Below are 25109 nucleotides of genomic sequence, written 5' to 3'. Positions count from 1 at the left end.
GTCATGACCTCACCCGCGTCGACCGACGCCTCTGTATCCCGCCGCAGCGTGCTGCGCTGGCTGGGACTGGGCACTGCGAGCCTGCTCGGCGGCGGCCTGCTGTCGACACCTGAGCCAGCGGGTGCCGCCCTGGACCACGCCAGAATGCGCTCGGCCATGAGCGCAGAATTTGGTGCTCAAGGGGTGCAGGTGCTGGAGGAGTGGCTAAGCCTGATCAACCGACTCAGGGCTGCCGATATCGCGACTCAGCTACGCGAGGTCAACGACTTCTTCAATCGCAAGGTTCGCTGGCTCGAGGACCGCACCATCTGGCGCCAGAGTGATTACTGGGCCACCCCGCTCGAGTCTCTTGGACGCGGTGCCGGCGACTGCGAAGACTATTCCATTGCCAAGTACGTCACGCTCAAGGAGCTGGGCATCCCGGTCAGCAAACTGCGCATGATCTACGTACGTGCCAGGCTAGGACGTAGCCAGATTACCCAGGCCCATATGGTCCTGGGGTACTACGAGACACCAAGCGCCGAGCCGCTTATCCTCGACAACATCGCCGCCAGCGTTTCTCGCGCGAGCCTGCGAACCGACCTGGACCCGTTATTCAGCTTCAATAGTAGTGGCCTGTGGGCAGGAGGCTCCACGCAGTCGCGTGCAGACCCTCTGGCCCGACTTTCGCGCTGGCGTAATGCGATTGATCGCATGCGCCGACAAGGGATTCAATAGCCCAATGCCCTATCTTCCGCTTCACGCTTATCTAGAGACGCCGCCATGTCGTTGATCAAACAACTCTGGCTCGCCATCATCGTCATCCTGCTGATCGCTCTGGGCGGCAGCCTGCTGGTGGCCGTGACCGGCAGTCGTGCCTATATCGAACAAGAGCTCGAGATCAAGAATACCGACAATGCCAATGTGCTGGCGCAAGCCATAAGCAATGCTCCCAATCAGGATCTTGTGGGCATTGAACTGATGATCTCGGCGCAGTTCGACACCGGTTACTACCGCAAGCTGCAGCTGGTCGACGGCGAAGGACGACCGATCATTCAGCGCGTCTCGGAAGTGGCGGAAGACCATAGCGTTCCCGGCTGGTTCCGCCAGCTGATCTCCTTCGATGTGCCCAGCGGCACCGCCGCGGTGCAGGACGGCTGGACCCTGCTCGGCACCCTGGAGGTGGACAGCACCCACGCCTTCGCCTATCAATCGCTGTGGCAAAGCACACTGCGCATGGCCGGCTGGTTCGTCGCCGCCGGCGCACTGAGTCTACTGATCGCCTATATGCTGGTGCGTCACATCAGCCGACCGCTCAAGACCGTCACGCGTCAGGCTCACGACATTGGCGAGCGCCGCTTCACCATTGCTCCGCTACCGCGCACGCTGGAACTGCGCGAGGTGTCGGAAGCGATGAACCGGCTGTCGGAAAGCGTGCGTGAGATGCTGGAGCGTGAAAGTGAACAGATCGATCGACTGCGGCGGCAACTGCTGCACGATGCCATCACCGGCGCCCTGACCCGCGACGCCTTTATCGACCGGCTCAGCTACAGCCTGGAGCAGGACGGCGAATCCAGCTACGGCATCATTGCACTGATTCGAGCCACCGACCTGGCCGCGCTCAACGAGCGCCGCGGCCACCTGCACACCAACGCCGTGCTCAGCGACCTGTGCCAGCGCCTGACGGCCATCGCCGATGCCCATGGTGAAGGTTATGTGGGCCGCCTCAATGGCAGCGATTTTGCCCTACTGCTGTGCGGCAACGTCGATGAAGCCTGGGCACGCGAGCGCCTGAGCGACAACCTCTCCGCTCTGGCCGAACAGAATTCACCGGTGCTGCGTCTGCCCGCTGCTCTCGGCACCTATCATCATGGTCAAAGCCGCACTACGCTGATGTCGGCATTGGACGGCGCCTTGTCCATGGCCGAAACACGCCCCGGCCAGGCCATTGAAACCTGCCGCCACGCAGAACAGGCCGCTCTCTACCATAGCCGCGCCGAATGGCGTTCCGCCCTGGTCGAGGCCATGGAGCACGGCGTCCTGCTGGGCCAGTACCCGGTACTGGATCGCCAGGGCAGCCTGCTTCACCACGAAGCGCCGGCACGCCTCAATATCAAGGGCGAGTGGCGCCAGGCGGGCACCTTCATGCCCTGGATCGCACGTCTGCGTCTGCATGACAGCCTGGATATCCGGGTCATCGATACTGCGCTTGAGACCATTCATCACCACCGTCAGCCGCTCGGCATCAACCTGTCCCACGCCGCCATCACCCAACCCAACGTGGTCATTGCCCTGCAGCAACGACTGAGTGCACGCCCAGACTCGGCTCCCTTCCTGTGGATCGAGGTGCCAGAGTCCATTGCCAGGGCGGATCTGGAGAGCTTCCGCTACCTGTGCCAGTCGCTGGCGCCCTTCGGCTGCCATCTGGGCATGGAACACGTCGGTGCCGCCTTCCGCCAGCTCGGTGACCTGCGCGATCTTGGCCTGTCCTACATCAAGATCGATGCCACCCTGTGTCGAGGTGTCTCCCACCGTCCAGAGCAGCAGACCATCCTCAGGGGCATGGCAACGCTGTGTCATTCGCTGGCGATCAAGGCGATTGCTGAAGGTATCGATGAAGACGAGGACATCGAGACCCTGTTCGAGCTAGGCCTCGACGGCGTGACCGGTCCCGCCGTCTCGGCCCGCGCGGATGCGGCGTCAGGGCGATAGACGGCTCGTCGCAGTGCCATCGAAGGCCTGACTACACGCAGGCCTTGCTGTGACAAACGGACAGCACAAAGCCACCAGAGCGCACAACACCACTAGGCAGCAACAACAAGGCCACCTGAAAAGGTGGCCTTGTTGTTGCGTACGGCGCTGTTAAATCAGAGGGTCGTCATCGCCGCCCACCAGGTCCACGTCGTTGTAGCGACGACGCAGTGACTGGCGATCCATGATCTTGCGACGCGCCGCCTCAGGGAGATCGGTAAAGCTGATCACCCCCTTGTCCATCAGCAGGTCCAGCACATCCTCAAGTACCCGCACAAACGCCAGATCAGACGCGTGAAACTGCGACTGCTCATGGCGCGGGCTGCCGTCAGACAGGAATGCCAGCAACTCCTGGTCATCTGGTGCCATGAACTCGTCGCAGATAGCCGTTGGCTCTCGGCTCACGCAGACAAGCTTACCTTCCCCGTCACGCTGGACGTACATGCCGCTTTCTCCCTGTTCTTCGTTGATCGAGCATATATCAACTTTCTCTTGTGCCCCAGCACCTGACCTCACTCTGCAGGGGCGCTGCTCGATTCTCGTTAGGGCCCCACGGATGGGGCCCCCTCGACCTGCAACCACTGACGATTGTTGACTGTCCCGTCGTCTCCCGCCCACTGGCGTGATCAGACGTCCAGCTGTCCCTGGTTCAGCAGCTGGGTCAAGAAGTCTTCGCCCGACTGCCCTGACATGCTCGCCCCTTCCAGGGTAATCAACTGATCGGCATTGGCATTATCGCCAGCCAGCCCACCGTCGCTCTTGATGTACAGCACCACGTCATCACCGTCCTGCTCAGCGTGGATGAAGTCGTTCAGTGACTGCTGATCATCACTTGCATCGAAGCCTTGCAACAGATCGCTCAGATCCAGCACGTCGGCCTCTGGATCCGTGCCAGGCGCCGTGCCCGCCGCCGCGACATGGAAGTCCGCGATCACGTCATCGGCGGCGGCGCCTGTCTCGCCCTGGTCACCCAGGACCCAGGCGAAGGTGTCGGCACCGAGTCCACCCAGCAGTAGGTCGTCACCCGCACCACCCAGCAGCAGGTCATCGCCATCCTCACCGTGCAGGGTGTCATTGCCGCCCCCGCCGATCAGCACGTCGTCACCGTCACCGCCTTTCAGGGTGTCAGCGCCACCATCCTTGCGGCCGCTATCGAGCAACGCCTCATAGTTGCTGCGAATGTAATCCATGATCTGATCCTGATCAGGATCGCTACCGCCGTTTTCGGACCATTTCAGGAACTCGAACAGACCCGAGAAGCCCAGACCATCATGTTCACCGGCAGCAAACACCTTGCCGCTACCATCGGTCCACTCCAAGTGGTCGGTGTTGACGGTGTCACCAAAGATGATGTCGGCACGGTCCGTGCCATCGAGCGTGTCATCGCCAAGGGCCGCCAGCTTGTCGAAGGAAGACCCGCCGTTGAGTACCGCTTCCAGTTCTTCTGCCGTGTTGACGATGGAGGCCTCGCCCACCGGAGCTGTCGGGTACTCGTAATCCCTGATGGTGATGTCATCGAGCCGGATCCAATCCTCCGCGCCACTGCCGTTATAGACATCCAGAACGATCCGATAGACGCCGCTTTCCAGAACTCCTGTCTCGAACGTGGACCAGGAAGTGCTTTGGCCACCTCGGCCGGAATGGACTGTATTCCAGCCACCTTGTCCGTCCGACTGCTGCACGAAGTATTGGAAGTTGTCTGAACCGCCGTAGGCATCCGTCTGATAGCGGAACTGAAGGGTAGAATAGCCGTGCTCCGGTGCCTCGAGGGTGAAGGCCCTGCTCGTCGCTACCGCTCGTCCCGAGTTACCCCCGGAGAACACATCCGTCAGGGTCAGGTAGCCTCCACCAACGGTCAACAAACCGGAGCTGTCGCCGGACTTCGTCCAGCCCGTCTGCGTATCCAACGGGCTATCGCTGCCAGAGAAGTCCACCAAGCCGCGGCTTCCGGTGTAGGAGGCCGAGGAGTAAGGAATCACCTGGCTGACGCCCGTCACATCGGTGTTATCAAAGAAGCGCAGCACGTCTTCGTTGATCCCCGAACCGATACCGATGGCCTCGACGCGACTGATGGCGGACAGGCCCTCGAAGGCTTCCAGAGCGTTGTTGACCTCGTTAAAGCCGGTATCCCTACCATTACCACCGGTACCACCGCTATCGGTGACGTAGAAGGTCGGCAAACCATCGGTCAGGAAGTACGTCAGGTTGTCGTAGCCGTTAGCCGCGGACTGCTCCTCGAGCCATCCCTTGGAGGCCTCGAAGGCCGCCTCGTAGTTGGTACCACCTCCCGAGTTGCGCGAACCGTCGACACTATTGATGTAGTCGACGATACGGTCCACTTCGCTCTCTGACGAGCCAAGATCCAGGGTCTGGGTAAACCGCGCCCCAGTATCAAAGTCGACCACCTGCAGATTGATGATGCCGTCAAAGTCCGCCAGCTGCTCCACCAGGTTGGCCAGGGCCTGCTTCGCCAACGCCATGCGCGACAGACCCTGCGTGCCCGAGTCAGCGCTCATGCTGCCGGAGCTGTCGAGGATCAACGAAACGTTGTAGTTCTGGGCCGGGTTGATGACGGTGAACTTGCCTCCGCCGTCGCCGATCATGACATCGCTGCCACCGCCACCGGTCACGCTGTTGTCGGAATTATCACCGACAAACAGCTGATCCGGAGCGCTGACTTCGAGGGTCAGACTACCGCTGGCGGTGTCTCCATCACCGTCGATGCCCGACAACCCAAGCTCGATATCAAAGGCATTGCTTGCCTCACCCAGGCGATAGTCCATGTCTCCCAGCACGAACGGTACTGTGCCACCGCCGGTGACTTCGATGCCCTCCATGCCGCCTTCCGGGCTCAGCACGAATGACCAGCCATCCTGCATGCCATCCAGCACCAGTCGGCCCGCACCGTCGACAGTGATGCCAACCTGGCTGGTCACATCGGTGCCCGTGTGGTCGACGATGCGCACATCGTCCACAGTCAGACGGAAGTCACTGCTCGCCCCTTGGGCCGGTGAGCCACCGCCCGCACCGTCTGCCACATAGTCGATGGCAGCGACGGTCACCACGGCCTTCGCATTATCCCCATCGACGTGGATGGTCTGGCGCACTTCAGCTACGCGCTCATGCCCTTGCCAGCTCGGCTCTCCCACATCCGAGAATGCCAGGCTGTCCAGGAAGCTGATGCGAATAGCCTCATTGAGTTCGATCCCCGTACTGAGGCCGCCGGCCACACCAATTCCGCCCTCAAGCGGCACGATGCCGACGCCATTGGGCGTCGAGTACAGGACATCGTTGTCAGTTTCTAGATCCTGATAGTTGGCGCCGTGGTAGCGCACAACACCCGAGAGATCCAGATCCGACACTTCCGCTCGTTCGGTGCGCCCGTTGCTGACGTCGCCATCACTGACCTCGAGACGGTAGCTGTCGCCCGCAGCGTCCAGCACCACGCTGAAGCCGACGGTGCCATCCGCCGTCACAGCGTCAAGCTGAGAACCGTCAGCGGACATGCGATAGGTCAAGGCTTCACCTTCAAAGTACAGCGGCTGACCATCGGTGTCCGTGGCGACCTGGCCATCCATGCCGGCAAACACCACATTGGATACGCCATCTGCCCCTGCGGCGTCGGCAAAGTCGATGCTGCCACCGCCGCCATCCCTCAGGGTAGCGGTCTGCGCCGTGAACGCCTCAGGGCTGTCGTCATTGATCAGCACCTGGAGCGCCCCATCGGCAGAACTGCCGTCACCGTCGGTGACGCTGTAGCCGATCTTGAACGCCAGGACATCCTCACTCTCACTGTCAGGGTGATCCAGCGGCTGATGCAGGGTCACTTCGTAGGCACCGCTGGCGACGTCCGTCAGCGCCACGCTCAGCACCAGAGCTCCGGAGGCATCACGGCTTGTGAGCGTACGTCCATCGTTGCTCAGGCCATAGCTGACCGGCTCCCCGCCAGAGGATACGTTCGGCAGTCCCGACAGGCTCCAGGCAAAGGCGTTCTGGCTGGCAGCACCGTCCGCGCCGAAGGAGTAGCCCAGTGTACCGCTGACCACTGTGGCCTCACCCGCCAGGTCACCGACGCCGCCAGCGATCCCGCCCGGCAATCCGTCTTCATCGAGCAGCGCCTTGTCGATAGCCCCCTCGGGTCGAGAATCCGCAGCCACATTGACGGTCAAGCTGGCCTCGCTGGTATCTCCATCGGCGTCGACGATGGTGTAGCGAATGACGACGGTTCCCTCTACCCCAGGTCCTGGCGTGAAGGTCAGTTCTCCGGTGCTACTGTTCACCGTCACCCGACCGGCAGACTCGTGTCCAGGCGCCAGTGCAGCCGACTGCAGCACAGCACCATCGGCTCCGCCAATGTCATTGGCCAGCACATCAACGGTGACCGCGGTGTCCTCAGCCGTGGCGGCCGTGTCATCCACCGCCTGCGGCACGTCATCCACAATGTTGATGCTGATGCTGGCACTGGCGGTATTGCCGTGGGCATCGGTCACGCTGTAGTTGAAGGTCTCCTGGGCGGTCAGCGTGTTGCCGCCATTGTCCGCCTGGCTCCCGGTCACAGCGCTGCTCAACGTATAGGTAAAGGAACCATCGCTGCTGATCACCAGTACGCCATGATCCCCCTCGATCCGCGCTTCGGTGTAGCTCAGGTCATCTCCCTGGGCATCGGTTGCACTCAGCTGCCCGGACACGCTGTGACTGCCGCTGCCGGCGTCGCTACCAGCGGCAAGACCGGCCTCGCTGACCGTTGCTGTTGCTTGATTGGCGGTCGGGGAACCATCCGTCACCACAAACTTGACGTTGGTCTGACTCGTGTCGCCGTCGGCGTCACGAATCACGTAGGTCACCACTTCTTCATAGCTGGCGTTGGCTTCCGCGGTGTAGGTATAGCTACCGTCGGCATTCCACGTCAGCTCGCCACGCAGTCCGCTGGTATCGATCGACACCACCTCGGCACCATCTGCGCCCTGCACGTCGTTGGCCAGCAGGCCATTGTCGGCCGTGGTCGTCAGCGATGTGCCTGACTGCAGCGCGGCCGGTGTGTCATTGACGGCCTGCGGTACGTCATCAATCACATCTACGGTGATGGTGCCAGTTGCCGAGTTGCCCTGGCTGTCGGTGACGGTGTAGGTGAAGCTCTCTGCATCGTCCACCGGGTTGTCGGAGGACGTCACTGGCTTGGTCAAGGTGTAGGTGAATGAGCCATCGGCACGGATCACGATGTCTCCGTACTCCCCTTTGATGGTCTCCGCCTTGAAGGTCAGCGTGTCGCTCTGGGGATCCGTCGCGACCAGCTGCCCGGTGACCGTCGCCGAGCCATTCCCCGCCTGGGAGCCGCCGTCAAGGCCTGCTTCGTTGACCTGCACGTTGCTGGGCTGAGTGCTCGGCACGCCATTCTCAACCTGGATGGTCAGCGTAGCTTCGCTGGTATCACCATCGGCGTCCGTAATGGTGTAGCGCACCACTTCGGTGTAGCTGCCGGACTCCGTCGCGGTGTAGACGAAGCTGCCGTCGGCGTTCCACTCGAGGCTACCTTGCAGCGAGGAAAGGTCTACCGCCGTCACTCTGGCGCCATCCGCTCCCTGATCATCATTGGACAGCAGCCCTTCGGTGGCGTCTTTCGACACAACCTGCGAGGACTGCACACCGTCGACGCGATCATCGGCAGCAACAGGCGCGGTATCCAGGATCTGGATATCCAGGCTATCGCTGGCAGTGTCGCCTTCGTTGTCGGTCACCACAATCACGAAGCTGTCGACGATATTGTCGTTGGCCGCGTTGTGCTCGGCCGGGCCGCCGGTCTCGGTGTAGCTATAGCTGAACTCGCCTGTCGCGGCATCAAAGCCGGTGATGGTCAGGGTTCCCTGGGTGCCCGTGGTGATGACCACAGGATTCGCCTGGGTGGCGCCAGTGACATCAATGCCAGCCACCGTCACCCCCGCAATGCCCGCGCTGCCGCCCACGGTGAAGGTGCCGGTGACGGTCTCGCCGCTGTCCTCTTCCACGCTGTTGTCGGCGCCGGTCACGTTCCCGTCACTGTCGGTCACGGTGATGGTGGGCAGGTCATCTTCCTGGCCGTTGATGGTCAGGGTCAGGGTGGTGCTGCTGGCGTCACTGTCGGCGTCGGTCAGGGTGTAGGTAAACACCTCGGTGACCGACTCGCTGCCGTCCAGACCCTGTACCGCCGGGTTGGTGTTGTCCAGCGCGTAGCTATAGCTGCCATCGGGTGCGATGGTCAGGGTGCCGTACTCGCCCTGAATCACCAGTTCACCATCCGCATTGGTGGTGGCGGTGTTGCCGCTGGCGTTGTCGCTAGTCACCGCGGTGACCGTGGTGGCATCGGCTCCCAGGGTGTCCGCACCAGTTCCGTCAGACACCACGTTGCCAGAGACGGACGCCGTGTCTTCGGTGATGGCGTTAACGTCAGCCACGGCCTGCGGTGCGGTATCCAGGATCTGGATATCCAGGCTGTCGCTGGCGGTGTCGCCTTCGTTGTCAGTCACCACGATCGCGAAGCTGTCGACGATATTGTCGTTGGCCGCGTTGTGCTCGGCCGGGCCTCCGGTCTCGGTGTAGCTGTAGCTAAACTCGCCTGTCGCGGCATCGAAGCCGGTGATGGTCAGGCTGCCCTGTCCACCGTTGTTGGGGATGCTCACCGGAGTGGTGAAGTCCGCTCCCACCAGCTCCACACCGCCGATGGTCACGCTGGCCACACCCGCGCTGCCGCCCACGGTGAAGGTGCCGGTGACGGTCTCGCCGCTGTCCTCTTCCACGCTGTTGTCGGCACCGGTCACGTTCCCGTCACTGTCGGTCACGGTGATGGTGGGCAGGTCATCTTCCTGGCCGTTGATGGTCAGGGTCAGGGTCGTACTGCTGGCGTCGCTGTCGGCGTCGGTCAGGGTGTAGGTAAACACCTCGGTCACCGACTCGCTGCCGTCCAGCCCCTGTACCGCCGGGTTGGCGTTATCCAGCGCGTAGCTGTAGCTGCCATCGGGTGCGATGGTCAGGGTGCCGTACTCGCCCTGAATCACCAGTTCACCAGCCGCATTGGTGGTAGCAGTGTTGCCGCTGGCGTTGTCGCTGGTCACCGCGGTGACCGTGGTGGCATCGGCTCCCAGGGTGTCGGCACCGGCATCATCTGCAGCGCCGTCAATGACATTGCCCGACACGGAGGCGGTGTCTTCGGTGATGGCATTCACGTCGGCTACGGCCTGCGGCGCGGTATCCAGGATCTGGATATCCAGGCTGTCGCTGGCGGTATCACCTTCGTTGTCGGTCACCACGATCGCGAAGCTGTCGACGATATTGTCGTTGGCCGCGTTGTGCTCGGCTGGGCCGCCGGTCTCGGTGTAGCTGTAGCTGAACTCGCCCGTCGCGGCATCGAAGCCGGTGATAGTCAGGGTTCCCTGGGTGCCCGTGGTGATGACCACAGGGTTCGCCTGGGTGGCGCCGGTGACATCAACGCCTGCCACCGTCACACCCGCAATGCCCGCGCTGCCGCCCACGGTGAAGGTGCCGGTGACGGTCTCGCCGCTGTCCTCCTCCACGCTGTTGTCGGCGCCGGTCACGTTCCCGTCGCTGTCGGTCACGGTGATGGTGGGCAGGTCATCTTCCTGGCCGTTGATGGTCAGGGTCAGAGTGGTGCTGCTGGCGTCGCTGTCGGCGTCGGTCAGCGTGTAGGTAAACACCTCGGTCACCGACTCGCTGCCGTCCAGCCCCTGGACGGCCGGGTTGGCGTTATCCAGCGCGTAGCTATAGCTGCCATCGGGTGCGATGGTCAGGGTACCGTACTCGCCCTGAATCACCAGCTGACCATCCGCATTGGTGGTGGCGGTGTTGCCGCTAGCGTTGTCACTGGTCACCGCGGTGACCGTGGTGGCATCGGCTCCCAGGGTGTCCGCACCGGCATCATCTGCAGCACCGTCAATGACGTTGCCTGACACAGACGCGGTGTCTTCGGTGATGGCGTTAACGTCAGCCACGGCCTGCGGTGCGGTATCCAGGATCTGGATATCCAGGCTATCGCTGGCGGTGTCGCCTTCGTTGTCGGTCACCACAATCGCGAAGCTGTCGACGATATTGTCGTTGGCCGCGTTGTGCTCGGCCGGGCCCCCGGTCTCGGTGTAGCTGTAGCTGAACTCGCCCGTCGCGGCATCGAAGCCGGTGATGCTCAGGGTTCCCTGGGTGCCCGTGGTGATGACCACAGGGTTCGCCTGGGTGGCGCCGGTGACATCAACGCCTGCCACCGTCACACCCGCAATGCCCGCGCTGCCGCCCACGGTGAAGGTGCCGGTGACGGTCTCGCCGCTGTCCTCCTCCACGCTGTTGTCGGCGCCGGTCACGTTCCCGTCGCTGTCGGTCACGGTGATGGTGGGCAGGTCATCTTCCTGGCCGTTGATGGTCAGGGTCAGGGTCGTGCTGCTGGCATCGCTGTCGGCGTCGGTCAGCGTGTAGGTAAACACCTCGGTCACCGACTCGCTGCCGTCCAGCCCCTGTACCGCCGGGTTGGTGTTGTCCAGCGCGTAGCTGTAGCTGCCATCGGGTGCGATGGCCAGGGTGCCGTACTCGCCCTGGATCACCAGCTGACCATCCGCATTGGTGGTGGCGCGGTTGCCGCTGGCGTTGTCGCTGGTCACCGCGGTGACCGTGGTGCTATCGGCTCCCAGGGTGTCCGCACCGGCATCATCTGCAGCACCGTCAATGACGTTGCCAGAGACGGACGCGGTGTCTTCGGTGATAGCGTTCACGTCAGCCACGGCCTGCGGCGCGGTATCCAGGATCTGGATATCCAGGCTATCGCTGGCGGTATCACCTTCGTTGTCGGTCACCACGATCGCGAAGCTGTCGACGATATTGTCGTTGGCCGCGTTGTGCTCTGCCGGACCCCCGGTCTCGGTGTAGCTGTAGCTGAACTCGCCCGTCGCGGCATCGAAGCCGGTGATGGTCAGGGTTCCCTGGGTGCCCGTGGTGATGACCACAGGATTCGCCTGGGTGGCACCGGTGACATCAACGCCTGCCACCGTCACACCCGCAATGCCCGCGCTGCCGCCCACGGTGAAGGTGCCGGTGACGGTCTCGCCGCTATCCTCTTCCACGCTGTTGTCGGCGCCGGTCACGTTCCCGTCACTGTCGGTCACGGTGATGGTGGGCAGGTCATCTTCCTGGCCGTTGATGGTCAGGGTCAGAGTGGTGCTGCTGGCGTCGCTGTCGGCGTCGGTCAGGGTGTAGGTAAACACCTCGGTCACCGACTCGCTGCCGTCCAGCCCCTGAACGGCCGGGTTGGTGTTGTCCAACGCGTAGCTGTAGCTGCCATCGGGCGCGATGGTCAGGGTGCCGTACTCGCCCTGAATCACCAGTTCACCATCCGCATTGGTGGTGGCGGTGTTGCCGCTGGCGTTGTCGCTGGTCACCGCGGTGACCGTGGTGCTATCGGCTCCCAGGGTGTCGGCACCGGCATCATCGGCAGCACCGTCAATGACATTGCCAGAGACGGAGGCGGTGTCTTCGGTGATGGCGTTAACGTCGGCTACGGCCTGCGGCGCGGTATCCAGGATCTGGATATCCAGGCTATCGCTGGCGGTATCACCTTCGTTGTCGGTCACCACGATCGCGAAGCTGTCGACGATATTGTCGTTGGCCGCGTTGTGCTCGGCTGGGCCGCCGGTCTCGGTGTAGCTATAGCTGAACTCGCCCGTCGCGGCATCGAAGCCGGTGATAGTCAGGGTTCCCTGGGTGCCCGTGGTGATGACCACAGGATTCGCCTGGGTGGCACCGGTGACATCAATGCCAGCCACCGTCACACCCGCAATACCTGCACTGCCGCCCACGGTGAAGGTGCCGGACACGGTCTCACCGCTGTCCTCCTCCACGCTGTTGTCGGCGCCGGTCACGTTACCGTCGCTGTCGGTCACGGTGATGGTGGGCAGGTCATCTTCCTGGCCGTTGATGGTCAGGGTCAGGGTCGTGCTGCTGGCGTCACTGTCCGCGTCGGTCAGCGTGTAGGTAAACACCTCGGTCACCGACTCGCTGCCGTCCAGCCCCTGGACGGCCGGGTTGGCGTTATCCAGCGCGTAGCTATAGCTGCCATCGGCTGCGATGGTCAGGGTGCCGTACTCGCCCTGGATCACCAGCTCACCATCCGCATTGGTGGTGGCGCTGTTACCGCTGGCGTTGTCGCTGGTCACCGCGGTGACCGTGGTGCTATCGGCTCCCAGGGTGTCGGCACCGGCATCATCTGCAGCACCGTCGATGACGTTGCCAGAGACGGAGGCGGTGTCTTCGGTAATGGCGTTCACGTCAGCCACGGCCTGCGGTGCCGAATCAATGACGTTGACGGTCACCTGGGCCGTGGCACTATCACCGTCAGCCTCGGTCGCAACAACTCCGATGCCGCTAATAGAAAGCGAGTTCGCCAGCGCGTCGGCCACCTCATGCGGGAGGGCCTCGCTGAGTTCAGCGGTAACCCGCACGATACCGTCCTCACCCGCTTCCACTGACGCTGGAGCAGCAAGGGACAGGGTCACCGCGACAGCAGTGCTACCACCCAAGCGGCCTTCGAGCTGGCCATTCGCATTCGCCGTCCATACCAGCGTCTGCCCTGGCTCCAGCCCAGCGGTGGTAATGCCTGACACGCTGCCGTCTGTTGCAATATTGGCAAACCTGAAACTGGTCAGGTTGTCGCTGCCTGCAGTGAAGGTCAGCACGCCAGAGTCCTGCTCTGCGCCGCCGATGGTACCCACTTCGTCCAGCGTAAGATCCAGGCTCTCGGTTGCCGGATCATCGTCGCCACTGGTAACGGTGACCGTCGGGCCAGTACCGTCGGTGATGGTGACGGTGTGGCTATCGGAGGCGGTATCACCATCGGTATCGACGGTCTCGATAGTGAAGTTGATCGACGGGCTCTCTGCCTGGTCGAGGTTGTTGTTCGCCTCGAAGGTCCAGCTGCCATCACGGCCAACGGTCAACACGCCTTCGGCGGTATTGAAGGTAACGACGTCGGTGTCGGCGTCGCCCAGTGTCAGCGTCTCGCTGCCCACGCTGACGGTAACGGTGGCGCCGTCGGCACCGGCATCGGTGGTCCAGCTGCCGTTGACGCTCTGGCCTTCCACCACTGTCGCGGTGCCAGGCTCAGTGGAGTCGCCAATCTGCAGCGTCGGCTGATCGTCGGCCACCGTCACGCCCACACTAGCGGACGTACTGGTGCCGTCGGTGTCGGTACCGACCACGGTGATTCCGCTGATGGTCAGTGCATCGACGCCATCGGCGTGGACCAGGCTGTCCGCCAGAGTCGCGGTCACGGTCACTACCGCGGACTGGCCAGCCGTAACCGAGCCATTGTTATTCAGCGTCAGGGTGATGGCGGGTTCGCCACCAGCTTCGGTGCGCCCTTCCAGCTGACCGGCGGAGTTCAGCGTCCAGGTCAGGGTGCCATTAAGGCCATCAACATCAATATTATCTGTGCTGCCAAAGCCGATGCTGGCAATCGCATCACTGCCCGCCGTAAAGGTCAGGCTGGCCACGTCCGTAGAGGAAGCGTCGCCTTCGGTGTCGGCATCGTCCAGGGACACCGCGGCGTTGGTGGTCGCCGGATCGCTGTCGGTGACGGTGACCGTCGGGCCAGTACCGTCGGTGATGGTGACGGTGTGGCTGTCGGAGGCGGTATCACCATCGCTATCGACGGTTTCGATAGTGAAATTGATCGACGGGTTCTCTGCCTGGTCGAGGTTGTTGTTGGTCTCGAAGGTCCAGCTGCCATCGCGGCCAACGGTCAACACGCCTTCGGCGGTATTGAAGGTCACGACGTCGTTGTCGGCGTCGCCCAACGTCAGCGTCTCGCTGCCCACGCTTACGGTAACGATGGCACCGTCGGCACCGGCATCGGTGGTCCAGCTGCCATTGACGCTCTGGCCTTCCACGACTGTCGCGGTACCTGGCTCAGTGGAGTCACCAATCTGCAGCGTCGGCTGATCGTCAGCCACGCTGACCGAGACGCTTGCCTCGGTGCTGCTGCCGTCGGTGTCGGTGCCGACCACGGTGATGCCGCTGATGGTCAGTGCATCAACGCCATCGGCGTGGACCAGGCTGTCGGCCAGAGTCGCGGTCACGGTCACTACCGCGGACTGGCCAGCCGTGACCGAGCCGTTGTTGTTCAGCGTCAGGGTGATGGCCGGCTCGCCACCGGCTTCGGTACGCCCTTCCAGCTGACCGGCGGAGTTCAGGGTCCAGGTCAGGGTGCCATCCAGGCCATCAACGCTGATGGCGCCGGTATCGCCAAAGCCGATGCTGGCAATCGCATCACTGCCCGCGGTAAAGGTCAGGCTCGCCACGTCCGTAGAGGAAGCGTCGCCTTCAGTGTCAGCATCGTCCAGGGACACGGCGGCGTTGGTGGTCGCCGGATCGCTGTCGGTAACGGTGACCGTCGGGCCAGTGCCGTCGGTGATGGTGACGGTGTGGCTATCGGAGGCGGTGTCACCATCGCTATCGACGGTCTCGATAGTGAAGTTGACCGACGGGCTCTCTGCCTGGTCGAGGTTGTTTTTCGCCTCGAAGGTCCAGCTGCCATCGCGGCCGACAGTCAGGGTGCCTTCGGTCAGATCGAAGGACACCGTAGCATCTGCTGCGGTACCCAGAACCAGGGAGTCACCTCCCACGGTCACCGTAACAGTGGCGCCATCGGCACCGGCATCGGTCGTCCAGCTGCCGTTGACGCTCTGACCTTCCACGACTGTTTCGGGGGCATCGGTAATGGCGATTTCGGGCTGATCGTCCGCCACCGTCACGCCCACACTAGCGGACGTGCTGCTGCCGTCGGTGTCGGTACCAACCACGGTGATCCCGCTGATGGTCAGTGCATCAACGCCATCGGCGTGGGCCAAGCTGTCCGCCAGAGTCGCGGTCACGGTCACTACCGCGGACTGGCCAGCCGTAACCGAGCCATTGTTATTCAGCGTCAGGGTGATGGCCGGTTCACCACCGGCTTCGGTGCGCCCTTCCAGCTGACCGGCGGAGTTCAGGGTCCAGGTCAGGGTGCCATTAAGGCCATCCACATCAATATTATCTGTGCTGCCAAAGCCGATGCTGGCAATGGCATCGCTGCCCGCGGTAAAGGTCAGGCTGGCCACGTCCGTAGAGGAAGCGTCGCCTTCAGTGTCAGCATCATCCAGGGACACGGCGGCGTTGGTGCTCGCCGGATCGCTGTCAGTGACAGTAACCGTCGGGCCGGTACCATCGGTGATGGTGACGGTGTGGCTGTCGGAGGCGGTATCACCATCGCTATCGACGGTCTCGATAGTGAAGTTGATCGACGGGCTCTCAGCCTGGTCGAGGTTGTTATTGGCCTCGAAGGTCCAGTTGCCATCGCGGCCAACGGTCAACACGCCTTCGGCGGTATTGAAGGTCACGACGTCGGTGTCGGCGTCGCCCAACGTCAGCGTCTCGCTGCCCACGCTGACGGTAACGGTGGCGCCATCGGCACCGGCATCGGTGGTCCAGCTGCCATTGACACTCTGGCCTTCCACCACTGTCGCGGTACCCGGCTCAGTGGAGTCACCAATCTGCAGTGACGGACCATCATCGGTGATCGCAATATTGATACTGGCCTGACCACGGGTACCGTCATCGTCCGTCACCACCAGTCCCACCGTTTCGGTGAAGCCGCTATCGGTGGCGCCGTCCTGGCTATCGTTGTCGACCCGGGTATCCAGGGTGTAGCTGTAGCTCACCGTACCGCCGGCAGCGTCTCCGTCGAAGCCGGTCAGGGACAGGCTGCCATAGGCCGTATCGACCACCACCGGGTTGGTCGTGGACAGACCTTGCAGCTGGTTCAGCGTCAGTGACTGATCCCCTACCTGAACGCTGGCCACACCATCCACACTGGTGAAGGTGAAGCTGCCGCCGCGGGTCAGCGCAGTGCTGTCTGCCGCACTGCCATCCGCCAGATTGGCTTCACTGACCTGGACGTCGCCACCATCAGCCGCCAAGCCGCTCAGGCTCACGCCATCATCGGTGGCGGTAACCGTGATGGTCAGCGTCGCCGGAGAGGTGTCGCCGTCGGCATCGGTCAGGGTGTAGGCAAAGGTCTCGGTCAGCGTTTCGTCACCGCTAAGCGCCTGCACACGGGCATCACTGTTGTTGAGCGTATAGCTCCAGCTGCCATCGCTGTTCAGGGTCAGGGTGCCAAACTCGCCTGTGGCGCTGGGGCTATCCAGGGCGACCGTCGCGGGCTGCGCTGTGGAACTGTCAGCACCGGTCGTGTCATTGGCCAGCACATTGCCAGAGATGGCCTGTGCAGTGTCCTCGGCCACGCTGGCACTATCATCGCTCGCCGACGGCGCATCATCCGCAATGGCAATACGAAGACTGCCGCTGGACGCGCTACCGTTATCGTCCGTCACCACCAGCCCCACCGTTTCGGTGAAGCCGCTATCGGTGGCGCCGTCCTGGCTATCGTTGTCGACACGGGTATCCAGGGTGTAGCTATAGCTCACCGTGCCGCTGGCAGCATCTCCATCGAAGCCGGTCAGGGACAGGCTGCCATAGGCCGTATCGACCACCACCGGGTTGGTCGCGGACAGACCTTGCAGCTGGTTCAGCGTCAGTGACTGATCCCCTACCTGGACGCTGGCCACACCATCCACGCTGGTGAAGGTGAAGCTGCCGCCGCGGGTCAGCGCAGTGCTATCTGCCGCACTGCCATCCGCCAGGTTGGCTTCACTGACCTGGACGTCGCCACCTTCGGTGGCCAAGCCGCCCAGGCTCACACCATCATCGGTGGCGGTGACCGTAATGGTCAGCGTCGCCGGAGAGGTGTCGCCGTCGGCATCGGTCAGGGTGTAGGCAAAGGTCTCGGTCAGCGTTTCGTCGCCGCTAAGCGCCTGCACACGGGCATCGCTGTTGTTGAGCGTGTAGCTCCAGCTGCCATCGCTGTTCAGGGTCAGAGTGCCAAACTCGCCTGTGGCGTTGGGGCTATCCAGGGCGACCGTCGCGGGCTGCGCTGCGGAACTGTCGGCACCGATCGTGTCATTGGCCAGCACGTTGCCAGAGATGGCCTGTGCAGTGTCCTCAGCCACGCTGGCGCTGTCATTCACCGCCACCGGTACGTCGTCCTGCACCTGGATGGTCAGGTCGGTGGAGGCTTCGTCGCCGTCGCTGTCAGTCGCCGTAATGGCGAACTGATCCGCCAGGTCATCGCTGCCGGTGCCCTGGCTGGTGTGATCCTGGGTGCTGCCGTCGAGGGTGTAGCTCCAGCTGTAGTCGCCGGCGTCGGAGACGCTGACGGTCAACGTGCCGAAGTCGCCCACTACGGTGCCGCCAGCGGTGACATTGACGCCGTTGATGACCAGTGAGGCCAGGCTGTCACCACCGGTGGTGATGGGCAGCGTGCCGCTGGTGGTCTGGCTGCCGTCGCCCGCGGCACTGCCGCCAGGCAGGCCCGCTTCGCTGACCGTGAACTGGCCACCTTCGGTGCTCGGGGAGTCATCCGGCACGCTGATGGTGGGCGTGGAGTCTTCCGCCACGGTGACGCTGAACACCGCGCCGCTGGTGTCACCATCGGTATCGGTGATGGTGTAGTCGATCAGCGCCTCGCCTTCGAAGCCCGGCGCCGGGGTAAAGGTGACGTCACCCGCGGCATTGATCGATACGTTGCCCTGACTCGGGTCACGCAACGTCGCTGAGGTCAGCGTTGTCCCATCCACGCCCTGGGTGTCATTCGCCAGCACGTTATAGGTGATCGGGGTGTCTTCCGCGGTATTGGCGCTGTCATTCACCGCCACCGGCACGTCGTCCTGTACCTGGATGGTCAGGTCGGTAGAGGCTTCGTCGCCGTCGCTGTCAGTGGCCGTAATGGCGAACTGATCCGCCAGGTCATCGCTGCCGGTGCCCTGGCTGGTGTGATCCTGGGTGCTGCCGTCGAGGGTGTAGCTCCAGCTGTAGTCGCCGGCGTCGGAGACGCTGACGGTCAACGTGCCGAAGTCGCCCACTACGGTGCCGCCAGCGGTGACGTTGACGCCGTTGATGACCAGTGAGGCCAGGCTGTCACCACCGGTGGTGATGGGCAGCGTGCCGCTGGTGGTCTGGCTGCCGTCGCCCGCGGCACTGCCGCCAGGAAGGCCCGCTTCGCTGACCGTGAACTGGCCGCCTTCGGTGCTCGGGGAGTCATCCGGCACGCTGATGGTCGGCGTGGAGTCTTCCGCCACCGTGACGCTGAACACCGCATCGCTGGTGTCACCATCGGCATCGGTGATGGTGTAGTCGATCAGCGCCTCGCCTTCGAAGCCCGGTGCCGGGGTAAAGGTCACATCCCCCGCGGCATTGATCGATACGCTGCCCTGACTCGGGTCACGCAACGTTGCTGCGGTCAGCGTTGCCCCATCTACGCCCTGGGTGTCGTTGTCCAGCACGTTATAGGTGATCGGGGTGTCTTCCGCGGTAGTGGCGCTGTCATTCACCGCCACCGGCACGTCGTCCTGTACCTGGATGGTCAGGTCGGTAGAGGCTTCGTCGCCGTCGCTGTCCGTCGCCGTGATGGCGAACTGATCCGCCAGGTCATCGCTGCCGGTGCCCTGGCTGGTGTGATCCTGGGTGCTGCCGTCGAGGGTGTAGCTCCAGCTGTAGGCGCCGGCGTCGGAGACGCTGACGGTCAGCGTACCGAAGTCACCCACCACGGTGCCGCCAGCGGTGACGTTAACGCCGTTGATCACCAGCGAGGCCAGGCTGTCACCACCGGTGGTGATGGGCAGCGTGCCGCTGGTGGTCTGGCTGCCGTCGCCCGCGGCGCTGCCGCCAGGCAGGCCCGCTTCGCTGACTGTGAACTGACCGCCTTCGGTGCTCGGGGAGTCATCCGGCACGCTGATGGTCGGCGTAGAGTCTTCCGCCACCGTGACGCTGAACACCGCGTCGCTGGTGTCACCATCGGCATCGGTGATGGTGTAGTCGATCAGCGCTTCGCCTTCAAAGCCCGGCGCCGGGGTAAAGGTCACATCCCCCGCGGCATTGATCGATACGCTGCCCTGACTCGGGTCACGCAACGTTGCTGCGGTCAGCGTTGCCCCATCTACGCCCTGGGTGTCGTTGTCCAGCACGTTATAGGTGATCGGGGTGTCTTCCGCGGTAGTGGCGCTGTCATTCACCGCCACCGGCACGTCGTCCTGTACCTGGATGGTCAGGTCGGTAGAGGCTTCGTCGCCGTCGCTGTCCGTCGCCGTGATGGCGAACTGATCCGCCAGGTCATCGCTGCCGGTGCCCTGGCTGGTGTGATCCTGGGTGCTGCCGTCGAGGGTGTAGCTCCAGCTGTAGTCGCCATCTGCTCCCACACTAACGGTCAGCGTGCCGAAGTCGCCCACTACAGTGCCACCAGCGGTGACGTTAACGCCGTTGATGACCAGCGAGGACAGGCTGTCACCACCGGTGGTGATGGGCAGCGTGCCGCTGGTGGTCTGGCTGCCGTCGCCCGCGGCGCTGCCGCCAGGCAGGCCCGCCTCGCTGACCGTGAACTGGCCGCCTTCGGTGCTCGGGGAGTCATCCGGCACGCTGATGGTCGGGGTGGAATCTTCCGCCACGGTGACGCTGAATACCGCGTCGCTGGTATCACCATCGGCATCGGTGATGGTGTAGTCGATCAGCGCTTCGCCTTCGAAGCCCGGCGCCGGGGTAAAGGTCACATCCCCCGCGGCATTGATCGATACGCTGCCCTGGCTCGGGTCACGCAACGTCGCAGCGGTCAGCGTTGCCCCATCCACGCCCAGGGTGTCATTCGCCAGCACGTTATAGGTGATCGGCGTGTCTTCCGCGGTATTGGCGCTGTCATTTACCGCCACCGGCACGTCGTCCTGCACCTGGATGGTCAGGTCGGTGGAGGCTTCGTCGCCGTCGCTGTCCGTCGCCGTAATCGCGAACTGATCTGCCAGGTCATCGCTGCCGGTGCCCTGGCTGGTGTGATCCTGGGTGCTGCCGTCGAGGGTGTAGCTCCAGCTGTAGTCGCCGGCGTCGGAGACGCTAACGGTCAGCGTGCCGAAGCCACCCACTACAGTGCCGCCAGCGGTGACGTTGACGCCGTTGATGACCAGTGAGGCCAGGCTGTCGCCACCGGTGGTGATGGGCAGTGTGCCGCTGGTGGTCTGGCTGCCGTCACCCGCGGCGCTGCCGCCAGGCAGGCCCGCTTCGCTGACCGTGAACTGGCCACCTTCGGTGTTCGGGGAGTCATCCGGCACGCTGATGGTCGGGGTGGAGTCTTCCGCCACTGTGACGCTGAACACCGCGTCGCTGGTGTCACCATCCGCATCGGTGATGGTGTAGTCGATCAGCGCCTCGCCTTCGAAGCCCGGTGCCGGGGTAAAGGTCACATCCCCCGCGGCATTGATCGATACGCTGCCCTGGCTCGGGTCACGCAACGTCGCTGCGGTCAGCGTTGCCCCATCTACGCCCTGGGTGTCATTGTCCAGCACGTTATAGGTGATCGGGGTGTCTTCCGCGGTATTGGCGCTGTCATTCACCGCCACCGGCACGTCGTCCTGTACCTGGATGGTCAGGTCGGTGGAGGCTTCGTCGCCGTCGCTGTCAGTCGCCGTAATCGCGAACTGATCCGCCAGGTCATCGCTGCCGGTGCCCTGGCTGGTGTGATCCTGGGTGCTGCCGTCGAGGGTGTAGCTCCAGCTGTAGTCGCCAGCGTCGGAGACGCTGACGGTCAGCGTGCCGAAGTCGCCTACCACGGTGCCGCCAGCGGTGACGTTAACGCCGTTGATGACCAGTGACGCCAGGCTGTCGCCACCGGTGGTGATGGGCAGCGTGCCGCTGGTGGTCTGGCTGCCGTCGCCCGCGGCGCTGCCGCCAGGCAGGCCCGCTTCGCTGACCGTGAACTGGCCACCTTCGGTGTTCGGGGAGTCATCCGGCACGCTGATGGTCGGCGTGGAGTCTTCCGCCACCGTGACGCTGAATACCGCGTCGCTGGTATCACCATCGGCATCGGTGATGGTGTAGTCGATCAGCGCTTCGCCTTCGAAGCCCGGTGCCGGGGTAAAGGTCACATCCCCCGCGGCATTGATCGATACGCTGCCCTGGCTCGGGTCACGCAACGTTGCTGCGGTCAGCGTTGCCCCATCCACGCCCTGGGTGTCATTGTCCAGCACGTTATAGGTGATCGGGGTGTCTTCCGCGGTATTGGCACTGTCGTTCACCGCCACCGGTACGTCGTCCTGCACCTGGATGGTCAGGTCGGTGGAGGCCTCGTCGCCGTCGCTGTCTGTCGCCGTAATGGCGAACTGATCCGCCAGGTCATCGCTGCCGGTGCCCTGGCTGGTGTGATCCTGGGTGCTGCCGTCGAGGGTGTAGCTCCAGCTGTAGTCGCCAGCGTCGGAGACGCTAACGGTCAGCGTGCCGAAGTCGCCCACTACAGTGCCACCAGCGGTGACATTGACGCCGTTGATGACCAGTGAGGCCAGGCTGTCGCCACCGGTGGTGATGGGCAGTGTGCCACTGGTGGTCTGGCTGCCGTCGCCCGCAGCGCTGCCGCCAGGCAGGCCCGCCTCGCTGACGGTGAACTGACCGCCTTCGGTGCTCGGGGAGTCATCCGGCACGCTGATGGTCGGGGTGGAGTCTTCCGCCACAGTGACGCTGAACACCGCGTCGCTGGTGTCACCGTCGGCATCGGTGATGGTGTAGTCGATCAGCGCCTCGCCTTCGAAGCCCGGTGCCGGGGTAAAGGTCACCTCACCGGTTTCGCTGTTGAAGGACACACTGCCCTGGCTGGGATTGCGCAGGGTCGCCGCAGAGACGCTCGCTCCATCCACGCCCTGGGTGTCATTGTCCAGCACGTTATAGGTGATCGGGGTGTCTTCCGCGGTATTGGCGCTGTCATTCACCGCCACCGGCACGTCGTCCTGCACCTGGATGGTCAGGTCGGTGGAGGCTTCATCGCCGTCGCTGTCCGTGGCCGTAATCGCGAACTGATCTGCCAGGTCATCGCTGCCGGTGCCCTGGCTGGTGTGATCCTGGGTGCTGCCGTCGAGGGTGTAGCTCCAGCTGTAGTCGCCAGCGTCGGAGACGCTAACGGTCAGCGTGCCGAAGTCGCCCACTACAGTGCCGCCAGCGGTGACGTTAACGCCGTTGATGACCAGCGAGGACAGGCTGTCGCCACCGGTAGTGATGGGCAGCGTGCCGCTGGTGGTCTGGCTGCCGTCGCCCGCAGCGCTGCCGCCCGCCAGGCCCGCTTCACTGACCGTGAACTGGCCGCCTTCGGTGTTCGGGGAGTCATCCGGCACGCTGATGGTCGGGGTGGAGTCTTCCGCCACCGTGACGCTGAACACCGCATCGCTGGTGTCACCATCCGCATCGGTGATGGTGTAGTCGATCAGCGCCTCGCCTTCGAAGCCCGGTGCCGGGGTAAACGTGACGTCACCCGCGGCATTGATCGATACGCTGCCCTGGCTCGGGTCACGCAACGTCGCTGCGGTCAGCGTTGCCCCATCTACGCCCTGGGTGTCATTGTCCAGCACGTTATAGGTGATCGGGGTGTCTTCCGCGGTATTGGCGCTGTCATTCACCGCCACCGGTACGTCGTCCTGCACCTGGATGGTCAGGTCGGTAGAGGCTTCGTCGCCGTCGCTGTCAGTGGCCGTAATGGCGAACTGATCCGCCAGGTCATCGCTGCCGGTGCCCTGGCTGGTGTGATCCTGGGTGCTGCCGTCGAGGGTGTAGCTCCAGCTGTAATCGCCATCTGCTCCCACACTAACGGTCAGCGTGCCGAAGTCGCCCACTACAGTGCCACCAGCGGTGACGTTAACGCCGTTGATGACCAGCGAGGCCAGGTTGTCACCACCGGTGGTGATGGGCAGCGTGCCGCTGGTGGTCTGGCTGCCGTCGCCCGCGGCACTGCCGCCAGGCAGGCCCGCTTCGCTGACCCTGAACTGACCGCCTTCGGTGCTCGGGGAGTCATCCGGCACGCTGATGGTCGGGGTGGAGTCTTCCGCCACCGTGACGCTGAACACCGCGTCGCTGGTATCACCATCGGCATCGGTGATGGTGTAGTCGATCAGCGCCTCGCCTTCGAAGCCCGGTGCCGGGGTAAAGGTCACATCCCCCGCGGCATTGATCGATACGCTGCCCTGACTCGGGTCACGCAACGTCGCAGTGGTCAGTGTTGCACCGTCCGCGCCTTCAACGTCGTTAGCCAGCACGTTGTAGGTGACCGGGGTGTCTTCCTGGGTCTCGGCGGTATCGTCGAAGGCCTGAGGAGCATCATCGAGAATCGCGATATCGAGAAAGCCGCTGGTGGTGCTGCCATCGGTATCCGTGGCAGTGATCACGATGCTCTCTACAAGGCCGTCACCGGTGGCACCATCCGCGCTGTCATTATCGACCGGCGTGGTGAGCTCGAAGGTATAGCTGACGGTGCCACCCGTGGTTCCGCCGGTATAACCGGTCAGCGTCAGGGTGCCATGAGGGGTATTGATGACCAGCGGGTTACCGGCAAGTCCATTCAGCCGGTCCAGGCTGATCGGACCACTGGAGCCCACCGTGATGGAGGTCAAACCGTCGGGCGCACTGACGCCAAAGCTGCCACTGACGATACTGCCAGCAGCGGGCGAGCTACCTGAGGCAAGCCCGGACTCGCTGACGGTCTGCTCAGCGGATGCAAAGCCAACGGCTGCGCCGCCAGTGCCCACGGCACCGCCGGTGCCCCCCTGCGGGCCGTCCAAGCCAGTCAACGTGACCGGCTCATCAACGTCGTCTGAACCACCGCCCTCCTGCTGAGGAAGCTCCTCGTCTACTCGCTGGTAGCCATACTCGAATGACAGCGGCGTCACTTCCTCAACAATACGCAGCAGACGCACGAAATCATGCCCGCCTTCGACCCCAGCGCCACCAGCAGCCCCCGCAGCCGGTGCTTCCAGGATATCCAGCAGATCCCCATCGCTTTCTTCCAGCAGCGCCAGCACCCTGGCGACGTCAGGGTCCTCGAGTACCGGCGCCTGCTCGCCTTCGCCACTGCCTTCAGCGACATCTTGAGTCAGCAGAATCTGAGCATTGCTCTCCATCTCGACCAGGGGCGCACCGTCCACCTGTTCGAGCCTGACGCGCGCCCCATTGCCGGTAATCACCACCTCGCCCTCGCGAAGCTGGTCACCCTCTGCCAGGGCTCTCAGGTTACCTTCTGCATCACGGGCCCAAGCTTGACCAACAAGCTGAACAACGGTGGCAATGATCATAGGGGCGTCTCTCTATAGCGTTTGGGGGCTGTATAATTTTTGGCGCACGCACACAGCTGTGCAGATACGACATTACATGCGCACGAGATATCTCAATACTGTACCAGAGGACAATGAGCTACCTCTTTTTCTCCACCACCCCGTCTTCCCCTTTTTCTTCTCCTATGCTATTGCTTTTTC

At 63.4% G+C, this 25109-nt stretch carries 4 protein-coding genes; 2 read left to right on the top strand and 2 right to left on the bottom strand.

The genetic code is table 11. From position 1 onward, the window contains the following. The first annotated feature begins 3 nt into the window (after positions 1-3). Together KUV45_RS11695 and KUV45_RS11690 are read left to right on the top strand one after the other, a co-directional pair. A complete protein-coding gene (locus tag KUV45_RS11695) occupies positions 4-717 on the top strand; it encodes a transglutaminase-like cysteine peptidase (RefSeq protein ID WP_222163154.1) in 714 nt (237 codons plus the stop codon). 45 nt (positions 718-762) lie between these two features. Further along, the gene (locus KUV45_RS11690; protein WP_222163153.1) at positions 763-2691 is read left to right on the top strand and encodes a LapD/MoxY N-terminal periplasmic domain-containing protein; all 1929 of its coding nucleotides are present in this window, start codon (positions 763-765) and stop codon (positions 2689-2691) included. Between the two features lie 150 nt (positions 2692-2841). Here KUV45_RS11690 and KUV45_RS11685 read toward each other — a convergent pair whose 3' ends face one another. Together KUV45_RS11685 and KUV45_RS11680 are read right to left on the bottom strand one after the other, a co-directional pair. Next, positions 2842-3174 carry a tryptophan synthase subunit beta like protein gene (locus KUV45_RS11685; RefSeq protein ID WP_206938103.1) on the bottom strand — a complete coding sequence of 111 codons (333 nt, stop codon included), beginning with the start codon at positions 3172-3174 and terminating at the stop codon, positions 2842-2844. A 182-nt stretch (positions 3175-3356) separates the two neighbouring features. Next, a complete protein-coding gene (locus tag KUV45_RS11680) occupies positions 3357-24929 on the bottom strand; it encodes an Ig-like domain-containing protein (protein WP_222163152.1) in 21573 nt (7190 codons plus the stop codon). Positions 24930-25109 lie beyond the last annotated feature (180 nt).

Origin of the sequence: Halomonas sp. DP3Y7-2 (genome assembly GCF_019800795.1) — a bacterium.
Lineage (GTDB): Bacteria > Pseudomonadota > Gammaproteobacteria > Pseudomonadales > Halomonadaceae > Halomonas > Halomonas litopenaei_A.
The sequence above is the reverse complement of the archived record's forward strand: the minus strand, read 5'-3'. Positions and strand labels throughout refer to the sequence as shown.

Coding starts and splice junctions, on each gene's coding strand:
- KUV45_RS11680 (WP_222163152.1), bottom strand. CDS start 24,929: ATGATCATTGCCACCGTTGTTCAGCTTGTTGGTCAAGCTTGGGCCCGT.
- KUV45_RS11685 (WP_206938103.1), bottom strand. CDS start 3,174: ATGTACGTCCAGCGTGACGGGGAAGGTAAGCTTGTCTGCGTGAGCCGA.
- KUV45_RS11695 (WP_222163154.1), top strand. CDS start 4: ATGACCTCACCCGCGTCGACCGACGCCTCTGTATCCCGCCGCAGCGTG.
- KUV45_RS11690 (WP_222163153.1), top strand. CDS start 763: ATGTCGTTGATCAAACAACTCTGGCTCGCCATCATCGTCATCCTGCTG.